Origin of the sequence: uncultured Flavobacterium sp., assembly GCF_963975515.1 — a bacterium.
Classification (GTDB): Bacteria; Bacteroidota; Bacteroidia; order Flavobacteriales; family Flavobacteriaceae; genus Flavobacterium.
Window position 1 is genome coordinate 20,127 of the sequence record NZ_CAXBGY010000018.1, and the last position, 17,377, is coordinate 37,503.

The window sequence follows — 17,377 nt, forward strand, 5'->3', positions numbered from 1 at the left end:
TCCCTTTTTTATTTAATTATAAACTCTAATTATATTTCCATTTATCTCTGTTCGATAAGGTTTCATAGGATAGTTTTTTCCTTCGGATAAACCAGTAAACAAACTGTATTCTGCATCATCACATGGGCATTTTGCATTTATTCCGTTTAAAACCATAGAAGAACAGTCGCTTAAAGCTTGATTAGGACAAGCGGCATCAAAAGCAGTATAAGTATCGTTACTAGTTTTAAAAACAAAAATTCCTCTAATTCCAACACCTGCTGTGTTTATTAAAACGCCATTTCCTACATAATTCAGATTATTGTAAGTAGGTAGGTTTAAGTTAATATTTAGATTTACAGGATAATCAGGTAAAAAAGGATTTTTACTACCAACACTATCTTTTTCGCAACCCATAAAAAATGGAAGTAGTAATAATAGAAAGTATTTCTTCATGGCTTATTTTTAGTCAAATTTACTAAATTTGAATCACTAATAATCAAAATTATATCTTAAAAAAGTTAGTAATCAAAATATTTGTTATATTTGCATATAGGAATCCCACTCATATGGGATTCTTTCTATTTTTATAAACGATGAAGTTATGAGTACAATATCTTATTACACAGCAGAAGGTTTAAAACACCTAAGGGAAGAATTAGACCAACTTAAAAGTATAGAAAGACCAAAAGCATCGCAAGATATTGCAGACGCTAGAGATAAGGGTGACTTGTCTGAGAATGCAGAATATGACGCAGCTAAAGAAGCACAAGGACTTTTAGAGATGAAAATTTCTAAAATGGAAGAAATTGTATCCAATGCAAGGTTAATTGATGAGTCACAATTAGACTTGACTAAGGTTTTAGTGCTGTCTAAAGTTAAGATTAAAAATCAAACTAACGGTATGGAAATGAACTATACTTTAGTGGCTGAAAGTGAAGCAGATTTAAAAACAGGAAAAATTTCTGTAACTTCTCCTATTGGAAAAGGATTACTTGGAAAGTCTGTTGGAGAAATTGCTGAAATAACAGTTCCAAACGGTACATTAAAATTTGAAATCGTAGAAATTTCAAGATAAATATTTTTTTCAACAAAGACCTATTACCTAAAACCTTTTACCTTAAAAAATGGCTTCTATTTTTACCAAAATAATAAACGGAGAAATTCCAAGTTATAAAATTGCTGAAGATGAAAATTATTTGGCTTTTTTAGATGTTAATCCAAATGCAAAAGGACATACATTGTGTATTCCTAAACAGGAGATTAATAAAATCTTTGATATGGAAGAAGAGCATTATTTAGGTTTAATGCAATTTAGTAGAAAAGTTGCCAAAGCTTTAGAAAAATCAATTGATTGTAAAAGAGTTGGTATGGCAGTTGTTGGTTTAGAAGTACCTCATGTTCATGTTCACTTAATTCCTTTACAAGACATGGATGATATGCGTTTTCAACGAAAGGTTAGTCTAGAAAAAGAAGAATTTGAAGAAATTGCTAAAAAAATTGCTTCAAATTTTTAACTAAAACATTAAATTTCATAAGATTAGACCTAACAGGTTTTTAAAACCTGTTAGGTCTTTTTAAATGTAATTAAGATTAAAAGAAAATATAAAACATTTATAAAATATAAAAAATGAAATCATTAAAAATTTATCTTTTATTATTTTTATTGTCTTTTATTAGTTTAAATGCCCAAAACACAACATCAAAAGATTCTTTAAAAACTACTGAGTTAAAAGAAGTTGTTTTAGTTGCTAAGAAAAAAGCAATTGAACAAAAAGCAGATAGAACCATTTTTGATTTTTCAGAACAAGCACATCTAAATTCAGGTTCACTATTAGAAGGTCTAAAAAAATTACCAGGTTTAATTGTTTCTGATGTTGCCGGAATGCTCTATCAAGGTAAACAATTAGAAGTTTATATGGACGGAAGACCTTTAAATATTTACTCTAACGAACTAAATTCCTATTTAGAAAGCTTGCCTGCAAATTCAGTTGAAAAAATAGAAATTATTACACAACCAGGTGCCGAATTTCCTGCAACTTCTGGTGGTGCTATAATAAATATTATTTCCTCAAGAAATATAAAAAGATATCTTTCTGCAACTTATTCTAATGGATATAGTTATACAAAATATGATGATTCTCGTCATCGGTTTAATAATAGTTTATTAGTAAGTGCAAGAAATGATTTTTTTGGTTGGCAAATTCAAGCAGGTCAAAACTATAATGAAGCCTATCAACGAACAAATTTTTATAATCCATCTGTTGTACTTTCACAAAACTCAATTGACAAAAAAAATCGGTTTTATTTTATAAAATCGGGCTTGAAATTTGATTTTAATAGGGATAGACTTTTAGTAAATTATGATTTCAGTACTAGTAATAATAATGCATCTAATAATGCTAATGGTTTTGGTTTTGTTTCTTCAGATGAAAGTAAAACAAAGCAAAATCGAAATGATATTATGCTTACCTATCAAAAAAGATTTAAGGATATTACAAAAAAAATAGACTTTAGAGCCAATTATAACAACAATAAAAATGACTTTGATTTAAGATCTATTCCTTCTGGAATTATTGGTTTACTTAACAATTATAATCAAAGTTATTATCAATTTAAAACCGATTATTCGCAAGAAATAAAACTGTTAGATGACGCAAAATGGAGTGCAGGTTTTTTAGCCGATAAATTAGATTTTGAAACTTATAGTTTTGATGTTAAAAATTTAGATTATTGGAGAACCACATTTTCTGTTTACACTGAAATTAATACTTCTTATAAAAAATTCGATTTCATTGCAGGTGCAAGATTAGAATCATACAAAATTGAAGGAAATACAAATACAAATAAATTAACACCATTCGATTTAACACGTTTTTTTCCTAATGCTTCTGTTCAATATAATATTATGGATCAAGTGTTTTTTAATGCTAATTATAATAAAAAAATTGGTTTACCTACTACTTCTGCCTTAAATCCAAACAATACTAATTATCAAAATCCTAATGTTTCCTTTTTTGGTAATCCAAATTTAGATCCTACTATTTATGATAATTATGAAGTAAAAATAAGTGCATTTGACTACATCTTTATTGGATATTCTGTTAGTGATGCAAGTAATAAAGTAATTAATAGAATTGTTTCAACGCCAAACGGCACAGCAAGTGTTTCTCAAAATATTCCACAATTAAAAGTTGAGAATTTTAATTTCGGATTGCCTTTGCCTTATATGTTGTTTACAAAAGGCTTACAAGAGACTTTGAAATTTGATTTTAATCCAGATGAAATTAACTTTTTATATATTTATGTTGGACATCAAAAACATATTTTAGACAATGTAGATTATAAAGGATTTTGGAATCTTAATTTGATGTCACAAGTTCAATTACCAAGTAAAATAAAATTTACTGCAACTTATAATACATCAACAACAGGAGGAAACTATCAATACTATTCTATAAGAGATCCATTTAGTCAGCAATTTGATCTTACGTTTTCTAGAAAATTTCTTTCAGATAACTTATCAATATCTCTTTATGCAAATGATATTCTTAACACAAACAAACAAGGTTTAGGAGCAATTGGTACTAATTTAATTTATGATAGTAAAAACGATTCAAGAAGAATAGGTTTTTCTCTAAATTATAAAATTCCAACCAAGAACAAAGTACCAAAAGAAGAAGAAAATATTCTTAATAAAGAAAAAAACGAAGACGATACAATTTTGAAGAAATAATTAATCTGTTTTTCCGTTTTAGCTACATTATGAAATACTTAATTTATCTTTTATTTTTTCAAACAGCTGCTTTTACTCAAGTAAAGAGCTTCTATTCAGATGTAGAAAAAACAATGCATTCTATTCCTGTAAGTCAAAAAAAAGCTACATCACAAATCGCGGCTTTTATTAAAGAAAAATTTACTTCTCAAGATTTACAAATTAAAGCAGCATATTATTATGTAATTTCAAATGTTGCTTATGATATTTCTCATGAATTTACAGTGAATTTACTGATTTCTGATGACGAAATGGTTTCAAAAACTATAGCTTCTAAAAAAGGAGTTTGTATTCATTACGCAAAATTTTTTAAGGATATTATATCAAATTTAGGATATAATTGCCAAGTGATTTCGGGATATACCAAACAAAACAATGCTATTGCAGATCAATCACATGCTTGGACAGCTATTCAAATGAACGATCAAAATTGGTATGCTTTTGACCCAACATGGGATGCTGGATTTGTTCAAAACAAGAAATTTGTACAAAGATTAAATTCAAAATATTACAAAACAAAACCGCTCGAAATGTTGCAAACACATATGCCCTTTGATTATATGTGGCAATTTTTAAATTATCCTATAACTGAACAAGATTTTGTGGCTAATAAATTAGTTCAAGATAAGAATCAAAAATCATTTGATTATAAAGAAACCATAAAAGCCTATTTAACGCAGACCGAAAATGAACAACTAAGCGATTTAAAAACAAGAATGATTCAAACGGGTTACAAAAATAAGTTAGCCAAAGAACGATTTGAAATCTTAAAAAAGCAACTCGAAACTTTTTCTTTAAACAAAAATGTAAAAGAGCTTAATGCTATTTCAAATAAATACAACAACGGAATAAATTTACTAAATGAATGAATTTACTACAGAAACGCACAATTTAAACCAGTAAAAGAAGATCGGGAAATTTTAGAAATGATTGTAAAACCATTAAGTATTTTTGAAGATTGTAGCGATAAAATATATAAATTAGGTTTTATAGGTCAAGATAATTTATACGATTTAAATAAATTTAAAAGAAGCATAATTGATATAACCGAAGAAGCCAAAAAGCACAAAGATTTTGTAGAAGATTATTTGACTAAAAGTGAAAGAGAGCGTAAAAAAATGTTCTTAATTAAGAACTAGTATTTGCCTTTTTATAACTAATTTGCATAGTAGTTCCTTTGCCAATTTCAGATTGAGCTACTTTGATTTTTCCTTTATGATATTCTTGAACAATTCTTTTAGTTAAAGATAAACCTAAACCCCAACCACGTCTTTTGGTAGTAAAACCAGGTTCAAAAACTTTAGAAAAATCTGATTTCGGAATTCCTTTTCCTGAGTCGGTAATTTTTATTCTAATATAATCTTCTTTTTCTTCTATTGCTAAAGTAAGGTTCCCTTTTCCTTTCATTGCATCAATAGCATTTTTGACTAAATTTTCAATCGTCCAACTATGTAAAGCTGGATTTATAGCAATATTTACTGGTTTATCTGGAGCGATAAATTTAAAATTAATTTGTTTTGAACTTCTATCTCTTAAATAATCAAAAGAAGTTTTTGTTTCTTCAATAATATCTTTGTTTTCCAATACAGGTTCAGAGCCAACTTTTGAAAATCTATCAGTAATTGTTTGTAACCTATTGATGTCTTTCTCAATTTCTTCAATGGTTGAAGGTTCAACATTGTCTAATTTTAAAATTTCGAGCCAACCTATCAAGGAAGACAAAGGTGTTCCTATTTGATGAGCTGTTTCTTTTGCCATTCCTGCCCATAATTTGTTCTGAGTAGACATTTTTGTAGCTCTATAAAAATTGTACACAACAGCACCAAAAAGAATGATGATTAATAAAAGAGCAATTGGATAATATTTAAGTTGATTTATTAAAGTTGAATTACCATAATATAAGTATTGGGTTTTAGTTTCAGAAATTTTGGTTATAATAGGTTTGTTTTGAAGTTTAATAGATTCGATATAATCTTTCAATTCTAAAGGATCATTAATTATCTTGTCATCTATATTTGCGGTTAAACTTATGGAATCATTAATTGTAACAATTATAGGAATTCTTGGATTCTGAATAATTTCAAAAGGCAACTCTAAATCTACATTTAAATCATCAGAGTTGATTTTTTTTTGTGCTAAAGCCCATAATTCCATTTTATTTCTTTCTTCATTTTTAAAGATTTGAAAAAAGGTATAAGTGTTCCATAAAATTAATAGAACAATTAAAAAGGAAGAAATAATAATAAACCAGCGTGTTGAGTTGCTTCTTTCGGTAAACTGCATGCAATTTTTTGTTAAATGTACTAAAATTATAGTAAAGATTTAAGACCTTATTTAAACGATTTTAATCTTAAAAAATTATATTTGTACCAAAGTTAATTTATGATAAGTATTAATCCAAAAGAAGTTTTTCCAGCTAAATTACAAGGTTATTTACAAAGTGCTATTGCTCCAAGACCTATAGCTTTTGCAAGTACAGTTGATGAAAATGGAAATCCAAATTTATCTCCGTTTAGTTTTTTTAATGTATTTAGTTCTAATCCACCAATTTTGGTTTTTTCTCCAGCGAGAAGAGTTAGAAATAATACAATTAAGCATACTTTGATAAATTGTGAGGCAACGAGAGAAGTTGTGATTAACATTGTAGATTATTCAATGGTTCAACAAATGTCATTGTCAAGCACAGAATATGCTGATGGTGTAAATGAGTTTGATAAATCAGGCTTTACGATGTTACAATCTGATGTGGTAAAACCATTTAGAGTTGCCGAAAGTCCAGTTCAGTTTGAATGTAAAGTAAATGATATAATTGCTCTAGGAACAGAAGGTGGTGCAGGAAATTTAATCATTTGTGAAGTGGTGAAAATTCACGTAAGTGAAACTATTTTAGATGAAAATGGTCTAATTGACCAAAAGAAAATTGATTTAGTTTCAAGATTAGGTGGCAATTGGTACAGTAGAGCAATTGATGGTTTGTTTGAAGTAGAAAAACCTATAAGTACTTTAGGAATAGGAGTTGATAATGTTCCAGAATTCATAAAAGAAAGTACTTATTTTGACGGAAATGATTTAGGTAAATTAGGAAACATAGAAGCTATTCCAAATGAAGAAGAAATTGCTATCTTTGTAAAACAGAATTTTGCAGTTAAAGGAGTTTTGAGTTCGGATGATGAAGGTAAGAAACACCAAATGGCAAAAGAATATTTAGATAATAACGACGCTTTGAGTGCTTGGAAAGTGCTTTTAGCCCAACAATAAAAATGTAATTAGTATGGAAATTTTAGGAAAAGTAAAGGTTATCAACCCAGAACAACAAATTAGTGCAACGTTCAAAAAAAGAGAGTTAGTTGTTACAACAGACGAACAATATCCTCAACATATAATGATTGAGTTTACACAAGATAAAACTGATTTATTAAGCAGTTATGCTCCTGGAGAACAAGTAAAAGTTTCTATCAATTTAAGAGGTAGAGAATGGGTTAATCCACAAGGAGAAACAAAATATTTCAACAGCATTCAAGGTTGGAGAATTGAAAAAATGCAACCAGAAGCACCACAAGGAAATGTTCCTCCAATGCCTGCAGCTGATGCTTTTGAACCAGCTTCAAACTTTAATGAAGAAGAGCACGACGATTTACCATTCTAAAATATAGAATTTAGAAGTCAGAATTTAGAAGTCAGAAGTTTGAGTGTTATCTTGAATTTCTGACTTTTTATTGTAATTGAATTTTGAACTTGACATTGATTATTTCAAATGTATTACGTAACCCAAAAACTTTATTTTCCACCCGTTGAAGAAGCCTCTTATGAAGGTATTTTAGCTGTTGGTGGAGATTTGTCTACCGAAAGATTGCTTTTAGCCTATAGAAGTGGTGTTTTTCCCTGGTTTGAAGCTGATGAGCCTATTCTTTGGTGGTCACCTTCTGAACGAATGGTTGTAAATCCGCAAGATTACAAAATCAAGAAGAGTTTGCGAAATATTATTAATCGTGATATTTTTAAAATTACTTTTAATCAGAATTTTAAAGAAGTAATCACCAATTGTCAACAAATAAAAAGAGTTGGGCAAAACGGAACATGGATTACACAAGACATGATTGATGCTTATTGTAAATTGCATAAACAGGGTTTTGCACAATCTGTTGAGGTTTGGCTAGATGATGAGCTAGTTGGTGGTTTGTATGGTGTAGATTTAGGAACTGTTTTTTGTGGTGAAAGTATGTTTTCAAAAGTTCCAAATGCTTCAAAAGTTGCTTTTGTAAAATTGATTGAACATCTAAAAGTAAACAACTATCGTTTATTAGATTGTCAAGTGCATAATGATCATTTAGAAAAACTAGGTGCTTTTGAGATTTCTCGCGATAGCTTTATGCTTATTTTGAATAGTGATTTAGGTAGATAGAATAAGCTTTTCTTATTAAATTTTTGAATTGATTTATCGATGTTTTAATGGGCAAATTATTTTTTGGCACAAAAGTTGTTTTTGCTACTAGATAATAACATTAAAAAATGTAAATATCATGGAAACAAAAGCTTTAAAAATCGGAAATCAAAACTTAGCCAAAATAGTAATGGCAAGTTGCTTGTTTATATTTTCTTTACAGACTCAAGCACAAAATATTTCAGTTGGTATAAATATTAATACAACTCCCAGAGAAACCGTTCGTTATGTAGAAGCACCTGCTCCTTCATATTACTATTACCCAGAGATTGAAACTTATTTTGAGGTAAATTCCTCTGTTTATATTTATTTTTCGAATAATAATTGGGTTAGATCTAGAAATTTGCCAACTTATTATAGAGATTATGATGTGAGACATGGACGACGTGTCGTAATTGATTATAGAGGTTCAAAACCATATAATCATTATCACGAACACAAAGTTAAATATAAGTGCAAACCTTATAAAAAAGGAAAGAAAATCAAATATAAGAAAAGGAAATAAAGTAAAAAAGGGAACAGATTAATGTTCCCTTTTTTAAGCAATTAGATTTTTTTGAGACTTTTAGCAATTGTTTATTAAGAATTGTTTAAAGTTAATCTTTGTTAAAATATTTACAATAATCAATAAGGCTTTTTATATCTTCTTGATTTAGTTTAATTCCCCAGTTTTCTTGGTGATATTTAATTCCAAATTCTGAATTTTCTTTAGAATTCTCAAGTTTGAACGAACTTTTATTAAGCCAGTTATTAAAAATCAACGAATCAGTTTTTATTAAATTTGGACCAATACTATTTTTAATTACATTATGACAAGTAGCACAATTTTCATTAAAAATATTTTTCCCTTTAGCTTGCTTTTATTTAATGAAATTGTTCCACAAAAAGGCTTCAAATCATCTGTTCCGCATCCAAATTGATTATTAGATTGTTTCAAATTTGTAATTAAAAAAAATAGTGAAAATGATAAAACTATTAATATAAAAAAATGTATTGTTGTCTGAAATCTTTTCATCTAAATAAATTATTATTCCCTAACAAAACAATCTTCCACATGATCATTAACCATTCCGGTGGCTTGCATGTGAGCGTACATAACTGTTGAGCCAACAAACTTAAAACCACGTTTTTTTAAATCTTTGCTTATAGCATCAGAAAGTGGAGTAGTTGCTGGAACTTCTTGTGTCGTTTTGGGTTTGTTATCAATTGGTTTTCCGTCTACAAAAGCCCAAATGTATTTTGAGAATCTTCCAAACTCTTTTTGAACTTCCATAAAAGCTATTGCATTTGAAATGGTTGCTCTGACTTTTAATTTATTTCTGATAATTCCAGCATTTTGAAGCAATTCTTCAATCTTAGAATCATCGTATTGTGCTATTTTTTTATAATCGAAATTATCAAAAGCTTTCCTAAAATTTTCTCTTTTAGCTAAAATTGTATACCAACTTAAACCCGCTTGAAACGTTTCTAAAATCAGAAATTCAAATAAGTTATCATCGTCATAAACAGGTTTTCCCCATTCATTATCATGATAATCTCTGTATAAATCGTCTTTTTCGCACCAAGCACAACGGTTTTTGTTTTCCATTTTATAGTTTAATCTTCGTAATATTCATCTTCATAACCTCCATACATATTGCTTACATCACTTAATTTTTGATAAGTAGCACGTGGATGATTTGTATTAATGCTTTCATCAATCACAGCTCTAATATAAGGCTCAATTTCTTTTTCTTCAATAAAAGTTTTGGAACGTAATTTTTTAAAAGCTTGTGGGTTTATTTTTTCGTCTTCCATTACAAAGGCAATTCCAGCAATTTTCTCAGCATTTTTATTGTATGAATCTTCGTCAATATCTACAATTTTATAGAAGAAAAAATGAATTTCTTTTTTGTCTTGTTTAATGATTCTTTTTTCTAAAAATGTAACATCATCTTTGTCTTTTTTCAAATCATTATAATAAGTCATAGCTGCAAGTGCAATTGTGTCTTCGCTATATTTGTTTAACTCATCTATTTCTTTAGTATGATGTAACATTTGAAGCGCCACAAATTTCGTCTTTGGTTTGTTAAGTAGTTTTTCAATGGTTTTTTTATCAACTTGGTTGTTTTTATCCAATTGAATTTTGGCTAAACCTATCGTAACATTGTCAACATCTAGTTTGTTAACTTTTGTGTAAAATTCAGCTACAGCTTTTTCTTTTTTAAAGGGATAAAGAATATTTAAATAACTTGTCAATTCTTCGGTTGGAGCATAACCTCCATCGTCATAATATCCGTAACCATTATCTTCTTTAATGTTTTGTTTTTGTTTCCAACTCAGAACTCTCTTATATTCTAATTTGGCATTTGTCAATAACATTTTCTTGTATGATTTCAATTTCTTTGGATTACCTAAATTAGATTCAATCAATTTATTGCTAAAATCAATTATTGGTGTGTGATATTCGTTTACACTATAAAACTGAAATACATCTGGAAATAACACTTCACTGTGTTCAATATCATATTCAAAACTGTTAAATAAACTCGTTACTTCATATTCATTGTCTGAAAGAGGTAAATCATATTCAAGTAATTTCGCAATGGTTTTGTAAGCATCTTTGCTTTTTTGATTAGTTAATGCATTTAAGATCGCAAATTGAATTGAAGTAGTTACATCTTCTTTCTTATAAATGTTTTCTAAATACGGAATAATCGCTGGATCTTTAATTCGACCAATTTTTTCATAAAGTGTAACTAATGCTTCGTTTTCATCTTGTTTGAATTCAAAACCATCTAAAAATTCTTTTACTTGAGGTAAATCTTCTTTTGAAATATCTAAAAAGTAAACTGATTTTAAAGCTGAATATCTAATAGTATCATTTTCGCTATAAGCATCTGCTACAAAATACTTGAATTTATTTTCAAATACAGACGGACTCAAAATCGTGTCAAAAGGTTTGAATGAATTAAACGTTTTTTCTACAAAAGCATCATCATTTTTATAGTCTTTTTCTACTAACGTTTTCATTAAATAAGACATGCCGTCTTTGAAAACAGCTTTGTATTTAATGGCTTGATTTGAATTAGGTTTGACGGCCATAATATTCATTTCGTGAACTGTTTTGTCTTCGCTTGAAGTCAGTTTTTCATTTACTAATTCAATTTTGTTCTTGTCTTTTTTATTGAAGCCAAGTTCTTCATCCCAACGTGAAATGTTGTAACTTAATTTTTTCTTTTTATCAGAACTTTCTTTTACTAAATCTGCAGGAATTATGTCTCCAGAAGCCATTTCAACTACACTTTCAACGGCTTCTACTGCGATATTATCTAAATCACCATAATTACTACTAGAAAAATCCGATTTGATGTGTTTTCTAAATTCATTCCACACAGAATCTAAATTTTTCTCACTGTCATATTTGTGGTATTGATAGAAAGATAATTCAACATCTTTACCTGTTGGTGACATGAATGAAAAAGCTTTCGATTTTATTTTAAATATATTTTCCTTTTTTTGATAGCTATCATAATCTCTATCAAATCTAAAGTCAAGATATTCGTTTTGTTTTTTTGGAATTTCAACTGAGAACATTGCAGTTTTATCTACATAAACTTTAGTTTCAACTTCTGCCTTTAGATTTTTTACGTTAAATGAATTGAAAAACGCATCAGTTTTACTTTTTGAAGCACCAACAGTTCCTAAAAGATAATATTTACTTCCATTGATAACCGATTTTAAATAAATATCTTTTTCACCAATTTTAGATTGTGAAACAAAACTCATTTTTTCTTTATTGAATGAAGTATTTGTTGAATCTAAATCGTGTTGATTATAAAATTCGTACTGAATTCTTTTTAATTCAAATTCTGTATCTTCTAAATTTTCATTATCACCAAGCGTTTGTTCTTGTATAAAATAATTTGCTTTTTCTAATTCATCATAGGCTAATAACTTAATATCAGCATATTGTTTGTCAAAATTTTTGTTTCCTTGCGTGATGTAATAGGAAGGAACTTCAACTTCAAAACCACCTTTTTTAGGAACAAATTTCTCAGTACTATTTTCATTTGACTTTATAACGATATTGTCAAAAACATACGATTCGTATTGACGAACATAATCACCTTCACCGCCCATAATCACCGCAATTATTTCTAATGGTGTAATGTAATATCTGTAACGTTGTGCATTGTTTGTTTTGGTTTTACTTTTTATGTCATAAACCATATAGTTTTTTTCATTGTAGAATTTTTTATCTAAAATGTCTCCTGGAATATTTTCATAGAATAAACTATCTAAAGACTTATGGTTGAATGTTGTGTTGTCTTTTGATATAAAATCCTTTAAAAGACTTCTTTTTACGTTTATATAGCCTCCATTTGCTAAATCTGGAGATTCAAGATTCTCTGCATTTTCTAAAACCAATTTGTAAAGCGGTAATGAAATCATTCCGTCGGTTGAAGTTTTTGTTTCAAACTCTGGTTTGATAAAATATTCTTCAATTTGTTTTTTGGTTTTTCTTCCTTCGTCTGTGTATTCTCCAAAAACTGGTTTTACAGTGTAACCTTTTGTTCTTAGTGCTTCAATAACTCCATTTTTCCCTGGTAAATGTGCTGCACCAATTGCAGAAAATAAACTACCTGTTTTCATAATAGAATCCATGCTCTTAACCATGTCTGTGTTTCTATCGTATAGCATAGCTTTTAGATAGGTTTCAGAAGAAGATAAAATCGTTAATGAATCTAGCATGTCTAAATCCTTTTCACGATAGTAATCCATCATGGCTTCGTTGTAGTTTTTATTTTTTAAAAGCTTTTTAAGTTTTTGGCGATTTTCTTCAACATCTTTTGGTTTTACTTTAGCTTCAGCTTTCATAATATTGATAGTTGAAGATTTTACATCTTCTAAACCAAGCGTTTTTTTACCATATTTTCTTCCAGTTCTGTAAATAAACATATCAAGATAAGTATCTTCTTGATAATCTTTATTCATCTCGTTTGTTCTTGAAAGTAATCCTATTAAATTATAATTTGTACCTCTAAATAATGGGTATAAATCTTCTTTTTTGGGTTTTGTGATGTAGAAATTACTGTAGAAAGCACCATTTCCATAATTGTTTCCATACATACCACTAAAAATGTTGTATAAATCAGACCAAGTTGTAGGGTCACTTTCGTTGGCAATAAAATCAGCTTCCATTAAATGTTTAAAAAAAGCATCTGATAAATGGTACGAAACTTTTTCACTTACGTGCATAGAACCGTAGACATAAGAGTTTTTTTGAAGTCCATTACCGCTAATTTCCCATAAAAGGCTTTGATATTTTTTTTCTTGTGCTTGTGTAAAACAAACAAACAGAAGTGCAATCAGAATGATTTTTTTAGACATAAAAGATATGATAAATGTATATGATAGTATTTTTCAAATATATGGAATTTTTAAAACATTGTTTAAAATAAAAAAACCTTAATTCGTTAAAGAATTAAGGGTTTTTTAAATTGTGGTATTAGTTTTATTGCCTTGTTAAGGTTAAATTTACTTTTGGTAAATATATCGGGATATCAATTTGATTTACATACGGACAATCAAAATTAATATTATCACCATAGCTAAAATCTTTAAATTCTATTTGATTTAAATTTGTGTTATTTTTTAATAAAGTAAATTTAGCACTATTATAACAATTTGTTTCATTATCAGTAAAATAAAAAAAGTATTCTGAAAATATATTTCCTGTATTAAAAACTTTATAATCTTCATAAGCTGTTACACTTAAATCATCGTATAATATTGTTGTTGAATTTAAATCAAAAACTTTAAATTTACATTGAAGCATATCTCTGTAATAATGTTCTCCATTTGATAAGGTTATTAAATGTTTCGTGAATTTTACAAATTCAAAAATATACTCTTTATTGTTAATGTTTCCTTTCCATGTTCCTTCCCAAAAAGTGAAAATATCGTCTAGATCTTTCTTATAAGCACCGTTTGGTTCGTCAATTGTTTTAAGTGGCACTACTATTTGAGCACCACAACTTAAATGAATTGTTAGAGTTAAAAGACAAAGTGTTTTTAATATTTTATTCATAACCTAAATATAATAAAAAAACCTTAATTCGTTATAGAATTAAGGGTTTTTTAAATTGTGGTATTAGTTTTATTGCCTTGTTAAGGTTAAATTTACTTTTGGTAAATATATCGGGATATCAATTTGATTTACATACGGACAATCAAAATTAATATTATCACCATAGCTAAAATCTTTAAATTCTATTTGATTTAAATTTGTGTTATTTTTTAATAAAGTAAATTTAGCACTATTATAACAATTTGTTTCATTATCAGTAAAATAAAAAAAGTATTCTGTTAGTATGTTGTCTAAAAAATAAATTTCATATTCTTCATATGTATTTGCATTCAAATTATCATAAAGTATTGTGTTTGAACCTAAATTCACAACTTTAAATTTAGCTTTCAATACATCTTCATAATAATAATTGCCATTAGAAAAAGTTGTTAAATGTTGGGAAAATTTTACAAATTGAAATGTATATTCTTTATTGTTGACTGTTCCTTTCCATGTTCCTACCCAAAAAGGTAAAACATTTTCTAAATCTTTTAGATATGATCCGTTAGTATAATCGAAAGTTTTTAGTGGTACTATTTGAGTACTACAGCTATAAAAAAATGTAATTAATAGAAGACAGACGCTTTTTAAAATTTTATTCATAACCTAAATATATAAAAAAACCTTAATTCGTTATAGAATTAAGGTTTTTAAAATTGTGAGATTCTGAAACAAGTTCAGAAAATGTATTATCCTAAAGCAACTCTTTTGAATCCTGTTACAGTTAAATCTGCATTAACAGATTTTACATAAGCAGCAACACTCATAGAACCGTCTTTAATAAAATCTTGGTTTACTAAAGTATTATCTTTAAAGAAACGGTTTAATTTTCCTTTTGCGATATTATCTAACATTGCTTCTGGTTTTCCTTCAGCACGTAATTGATCTTTAGCGATTTCGATTTCTTTTTCAATAACAACAGCATCAACACCATCCTCATTTAATGCGATTGGGTTCATTGCAGCAGCTTGCATAGATACGTTTCTTGCAGCTTCTTCAGCACCATCAACTTTAGCAGATAATGCAGTTAAAGTAGCAATTTTGTTTCCAGCGTGAATGTAAGAACCAATAAAAGCGCCTTCTAATCTTTCGAAAGAAGCGATTTCGATTTTTTCTCCAATTACACCTGTTTGCTCAATTAATTTATCAGCAACAGTCATTCCGTTGAAATCTGAAGCTAATAATTCTTCTCTTGTGTTGAATTTTAAGGCTTGATTAGCTAATTCTGTAGCTAATTTTACGAAACTTTCGTTTTTTCCTACGAAGTCAGTTTCACAGTTTAATGTGATAACTACACCAGCAGTGTTGTCTGCATTAACAACAGCAATAGCAGCACCTTCAGTTGATTCTCTGTCAGAACGATTTGCAGCAACTTTTTGTCCTTTTTTTCTAAGGTTTTCGATTGCTAAATCAAAATCTCCTTCTGATTCAACTAATGCTTTTTTGCAGTCCATCATACCTGCACCAGTGATTGTTCTTAATTTATTTACGTCTGCAGCAGTAATTGTTGCCATAATATTTTGTTTTTTAATTGTAAATTTAAAATCTTAAAATAAAAAAATCCAAATTCCAACTTTATTAAATTATCAATTAATTGATTCTTTATTGGAATTTGGATTTTTTAAATTCTGAATTTTTATATTATTCTTCTGTTGAAGTTTCTTCAGCTTTAGCCTCAGCAACTACTTCAGTTTCAGTAGCTACTTCAGTAGCAGCTTCAACTTTTTCAACTTTTTTGGCTTTTGGAGCTTTTTTTACTTCTTTCCCTTCTTCTTGGTCTTCACCGTCAGAAGTTCTTTCAGATAAACCTTCAATAATTGCACCAGTAACTAAAGATAAAATTTTATCGATTGATTTCGAAGCATCATCATTTGATGGAATAACAAAATCTACATCACGAGGATCAGAATTTGTATCAACCATTGCAAAAACTGGAATGTTTAATTTGTGAGCTTCTTTAATTGCGATATGCTCAGCTTTAATATCAACTATAAAAAGAGCAGCTGGTAGTCTTGTCATATCAGAAATAGAACCTAAGTTTTTTTCTAATTTTGCTCTAAGACGATCAACTTGTAATCTTTCTTTTTTAGATAAGGTCATGAAAGTACCATCTTTCTTCATTCTATCAATCATAGCCATTTTTTTAACAGCTTTTCTAATAGTGATAAAGTTAGTTAGCATTCCACCAGGCCATCTTTCAGTGATGTAAGGCATGTTAGCAGCAGCAGCTTTTTCAGCTACGATATCTTTTGCTTGTTTTTTGGTAGCAACGAAAAGTACTTTTCTACCTGATGCTGCAATTTTTTTCAAAGCTTCGTTAGCTTCTTCAATTTTTGCAGCTGTTTTATATAGGTTAATGATATGTATACCATTACGCTCCATATAAATGTAAGGAGCCATGTTTGGATCCCACTTACGAGTCATGTGTCCAAAGTGTACACCTGCTTCTAATAATTCTTTAACGTCAATTTTGTTTGCCATTGTGTAATAGTTTACGTTCCGTGTTATAGCAATTATCAAGTAGTCACTTGCGTTAGTCTTGAAAATTTAGATGCTAAACTAATTCCCTTTTTTTATTGAAGGAATATCGACAACTGTGTTTTAAATTCAATTTTGTTTGTAAAAATAAGTCTGAAAAACAATTCAAACCAATTCGAAATATTAACGTTTCGAGAATTGGAATTTTTTTCTTGCTTTTTTCTGACCGAATTTTTTACGTTCTACCATTCTTGGATCTCTTGTAAGTAATCCTTCTGGTTTTAAGATAGCTCTGTTTTCAGCTTCTACCTCACACATAGCTCTTGCAATAGCCATTCTTACAGCTTCTGCTTGACCTGTTGAACCACCACCATGAACGTTTACTTTTACGTCAAAGTTTGTAGCATTTTCTGTCAAAGACATTGGTTGCATAACTTTATATTGTAAAGTAGCTGTTGGGAAGTAAGTTGCAAATTCTTTTTTGTTTACGGTAATTTTACCTGTTCCTTCTGAAACGTAAACACGTGCCACAGCACATTTTCTTCTACCGATTTTGTGAATAACTCCCATTACTTAAGATCGTTTAGGTTAA

18 protein-coding genes are annotated in these 17,377 nt (G+C 28.6%); 9 read left to right on the top strand and 9 right to left on the bottom strand.

Going from position 1 to position 17,377, the window contains the following annotated elements:
• Positions 1-12: 12 nt before the first annotated feature.
• The gene (locus tag AAC008_RS14510) at positions 13-435 is read right to left on the bottom strand and encodes a hypothetical protein (protein WP_339890192.1); all 423 of its coding nucleotides are present in this window, start codon (positions 433-435) and stop codon (positions 13-15) included.
• Positions 436-583: 148 nt separating this feature from the next.
• Here AAC008_RS14510 and greA point away from each other — a divergent pair, with 148 nt between their 5' ends.
• The 5 genes from greA to AAC008_RS14535 all read left to right on the top strand — a co-directional run bounded on the left by greA (position 584) and on the right by AAC008_RS14535 (position 4,893).
• Entirely contained in the window at positions 584-1,057 is a 474-nt protein-coding gene (gene greA / locus AAC008_RS14515; protein ID WP_339890194.1) for a transcription elongation factor GreA, read from the top strand.
• 49 nt (positions 1,058-1,106) lie between these two features.
• Complete coding sequence (locus tag AAC008_RS14520; RefSeq protein WP_339890195.1) at positions 1,107-1,496, top strand: HIT family protein; 390 nt, start codon at positions 1,107-1,109, stop codon at positions 1,494-1,496.
• A gap of 113 nt (positions 1,497-1,609) precedes the next feature.
• Positions 1,610-3,715, top strand: a complete 2,106-nt coding sequence (locus AAC008_RS14525; RefSeq protein WP_339890197.1) for a TonB-dependent receptor — start codon at positions 1,610-1,612, stop codon at positions 3,713-3,715.
• Between the two features lie 29 nt (positions 3,716-3,744).
• The gene (locus AAC008_RS14530) at positions 3,745-4,623 is read left to right on the top strand and encodes a transglutaminase domain-containing protein (protein ID WP_339890199.1); all 879 of its coding nucleotides are present in this window, start codon (positions 3,745-3,747) and stop codon (positions 4,621-4,623) included.
• Positions 4,624-4,680: 57 nt separating this feature from the next.
• On the top strand, positions 4,681-4,893 hold the full coding sequence (locus tag AAC008_RS14535; RefSeq protein WP_339890201.1) for a hypothetical protein: 213 nt from the start codon (positions 4,681-4,683) through the stop codon (positions 4,891-4,893).
• Here the strand turns inward: AAC008_RS14535 and AAC008_RS14540 are convergent.
• On the bottom strand, positions 4,883-6,037 hold the full coding sequence (locus AAC008_RS14540) for a HAMP domain-containing sensor histidine kinase (protein WP_339890203.1): 1,155 nt from the start codon (positions 6,035-6,037) through the stop codon (positions 4,883-4,885). The two genes, AAC008_RS14535 and AAC008_RS14540, sit on opposite strands and share 11 nt — an antisense overlap.
• A gap of 99 nt (positions 6,038-6,136) precedes the next feature.
• Between AAC008_RS14540 and AAC008_RS14545 the strand changes: the two genes are divergently transcribed.
• The 4 genes from AAC008_RS14545 to AAC008_RS14560 all read left to right on the top strand — a co-directional run bounded on the left by AAC008_RS14545 (position 6,137) and on the right by AAC008_RS14560 (position 8,700).
• On the top strand, positions 6,137-7,012 hold the full coding sequence (locus tag AAC008_RS14545; protein WP_339890204.1) for a flavin reductase family protein: 876 nt from the start codon (positions 6,137-6,139) through the stop codon (positions 7,010-7,012).
• 13 nt (positions 7,013-7,025) lie between these two features.
• Entirely contained in the window at positions 7,026-7,400 is a 375-nt protein-coding gene (locus AAC008_RS14550) for a DUF3127 domain-containing protein (protein ID WP_339890205.1), read from the top strand.
• 108 nt (positions 7,401-7,508) lie between these two features.
• Positions 7,509-8,156 (top strand): leucyl/phenylalanyl-tRNA--protein transferase, encoded by a 648-nt coding sequence (gene aat, locus AAC008_RS14555; protein WP_339890206.1) that lies wholly within the window; start codon positions 7,509-7,511, stop codon positions 8,154-8,156.
• A gap of 118 nt (positions 8,157-8,274) precedes the next feature.
• Positions 8,275-8,700, top strand: coding sequence for a hypothetical protein (locus tag AAC008_RS14560; protein ID WP_339890208.1), 426 nt, complete (start codon positions 8,275-8,277; stop codon positions 8,698-8,700).
• A gap of 522 nt (positions 8,701-9,222) precedes the next feature.
• Here the strand turns inward: AAC008_RS14560 and AAC008_RS14565 are convergent.
• The 7 genes from AAC008_RS14565 to rpsI all read right to left on the bottom strand — a co-directional run bounded on the left by AAC008_RS14565 (position 9,223) and on the right by rpsI (position 17,355).
• A complete protein-coding gene (locus tag AAC008_RS14565; protein WP_339890210.1) occupies positions 9,223-9,783 on the bottom strand; it encodes a DNA-3-methyladenine glycosylase I in 561 nt (186 codons plus the stop codon).
• Positions 9,784-9,791: 8 nt separating this feature from the next.
• Complete coding sequence (locus AAC008_RS14570; protein WP_339890212.1) at positions 9,792-13,568, bottom strand: TraB/GumN family protein; 3,777 nt, start codon at positions 13,566-13,568, stop codon at positions 9,792-9,794.
• A 124-nt stretch (positions 13,569-13,692) separates the two neighbouring features.
• The gene (locus AAC008_RS14575; protein ID WP_339890213.1) at positions 13,693-14,268 is read right to left on the bottom strand and encodes a hypothetical protein; all 576 of its coding nucleotides are present in this window, start codon (positions 14,266-14,268) and stop codon (positions 13,693-13,695) included.
• 69 nt (positions 14,269-14,337) lie between these two features.
• Positions 14,338-14,910, bottom strand: a complete 573-nt coding sequence (locus tag AAC008_RS14580) for a hypothetical protein (RefSeq protein WP_339890215.1) — start codon at positions 14,908-14,910, stop codon at positions 14,338-14,340.
• A gap of 86 nt (positions 14,911-14,996) precedes the next feature.
• Positions 14,997-15,821 (bottom strand): translation elongation factor Ts, encoded by an 825-nt coding sequence (gene tsf, locus AAC008_RS14585; protein ID WP_339890216.1) that lies wholly within the window; start codon positions 15,819-15,821, stop codon positions 14,997-14,999.
• Between the two features lie 127 nt (positions 15,822-15,948).
• Positions 15,949-16,788, bottom strand: coding sequence for a 30S ribosomal protein S2 (gene rpsB, locus AAC008_RS14590; protein ID WP_339890218.1), 840 nt, complete (start codon positions 16,786-16,788; stop codon positions 15,949-15,951).
• Between the two features lie 180 nt (positions 16,789-16,968).
• Positions 16,969-17,355, bottom strand: a complete 387-nt coding sequence (gene rpsI, locus AAC008_RS14595; protein ID WP_339890220.1) for a 30S ribosomal protein S9 — start codon at positions 17,353-17,355, stop codon at positions 16,969-16,971.
• Between the last annotated feature and the right edge of the window lie 22 nt (positions 17,356-17,377).

What these genes read in the sequence shown, in the direction of transcription:
- greA (WP_339890194.1), top strand. Translation starts at nt 584, where the DNA reads ATGAGTACAATATCTTATTACACAGCAGAAGGTTTAAAACACCTAAGG.
- AAC008_RS14530 (WP_339890199.1), top strand. Translation starts at nt 3,745, where the DNA reads ATGAAATACTTAATTTATCTTTTATTTTTTCAAACAGCTGCTTTTACT.
- AAC008_RS14510 (WP_339890192.1), bottom strand. Translation starts at nt 435, where the DNA reads ATGAAGAAATACTTTCTATTATTACTACTTCCATTTTTTATGGGTTGC.
- AAC008_RS14560 (WP_339890208.1), top strand. Translation starts at nt 8,275, where the DNA reads ATGGAAACAAAAGCTTTAAAAATCGGAAATCAAAACTTAGCCAAAATA.
- AAC008_RS14570 (WP_339890212.1), bottom strand. Translation starts at nt 13,568, where the DNA reads ATGTCTAAAAAAATCATTCTGATTGCACTTCTGTTTGTTTGTTTTACA.
- AAC008_RS14550 (WP_339890205.1), top strand. Translation starts at nt 7,026, where the DNA reads ATGGAAATTTTAGGAAAAGTAAAGGTTATCAACCCAGAACAACAAATT.
- AAC008_RS14565 (WP_339890210.1), bottom strand. Translation starts at nt 9,783, where the DNA reads ATGGAAAACAAAAACCGTTGTGCTTGGTGCGAAAAAGACGATTTATAC.
- AAC008_RS14580 (WP_339890215.1), bottom strand. Translation starts at nt 14,910, where the DNA reads ATGAATAAAATTTTAAAAAGCGTCTGTCTTCTATTAATTACATTTTTT.
- aat (WP_339890206.1), top strand. Translation starts at nt 7,509, where the DNA reads ATGTATTACGTAACCCAAAAACTTTATTTTCCACCCGTTGAAGAAGCC.
- rpsI (WP_339890220.1), bottom strand. Translation starts at nt 17,355, where the DNA reads ATGGGAGTTATTCACAAAATCGGTAGAAGAAAATGTGCTGTGGCACGT.
- AAC008_RS14525 (WP_339890197.1), top strand. Translation starts at nt 1,610, where the DNA reads ATGAAATCATTAAAAATTTATCTTTTATTATTTTTATTGTCTTTTATT.
- AAC008_RS14575 (WP_339890213.1), bottom strand. Translation starts at nt 14,268, where the DNA reads ATGAATAAAATATTAAAAACACTTTGTCTTTTAACTCTAACAATTCAT.
- AAC008_RS14535 (WP_339890201.1), top strand. Translation starts at nt 4,681, where the DNA reads ATGATTGTAAAACCATTAAGTATTTTTGAAGATTGTAGCGATAAAATA.
- AAC008_RS14520 (WP_339890195.1), top strand. Translation starts at nt 1,107, where the DNA reads ATGGCTTCTATTTTTACCAAAATAATAAACGGAGAAATTCCAAGTTAT.
- AAC008_RS14540 (WP_339890203.1), bottom strand. Translation starts at nt 6,037, where the DNA reads ATGCAGTTTACCGAAAGAAGCAACTCAACACGCTGGTTTATTATTATT.
- AAC008_RS14545 (WP_339890204.1), top strand. Translation starts at nt 6,137, where the DNA reads ATGATAAGTATTAATCCAAAAGAAGTTTTTCCAGCTAAATTACAAGGT.
- rpsB (WP_339890218.1), bottom strand. Translation starts at nt 16,788, where the DNA reads ATGGCAAACAAAATTGACGTTAAAGAATTATTAGAAGCAGGTGTACAC.
- tsf (WP_339890216.1), bottom strand. Translation starts at nt 15,821, where the DNA reads ATGGCAACAATTACTGCTGCAGACGTAAATAAATTAAGAACAATCACT.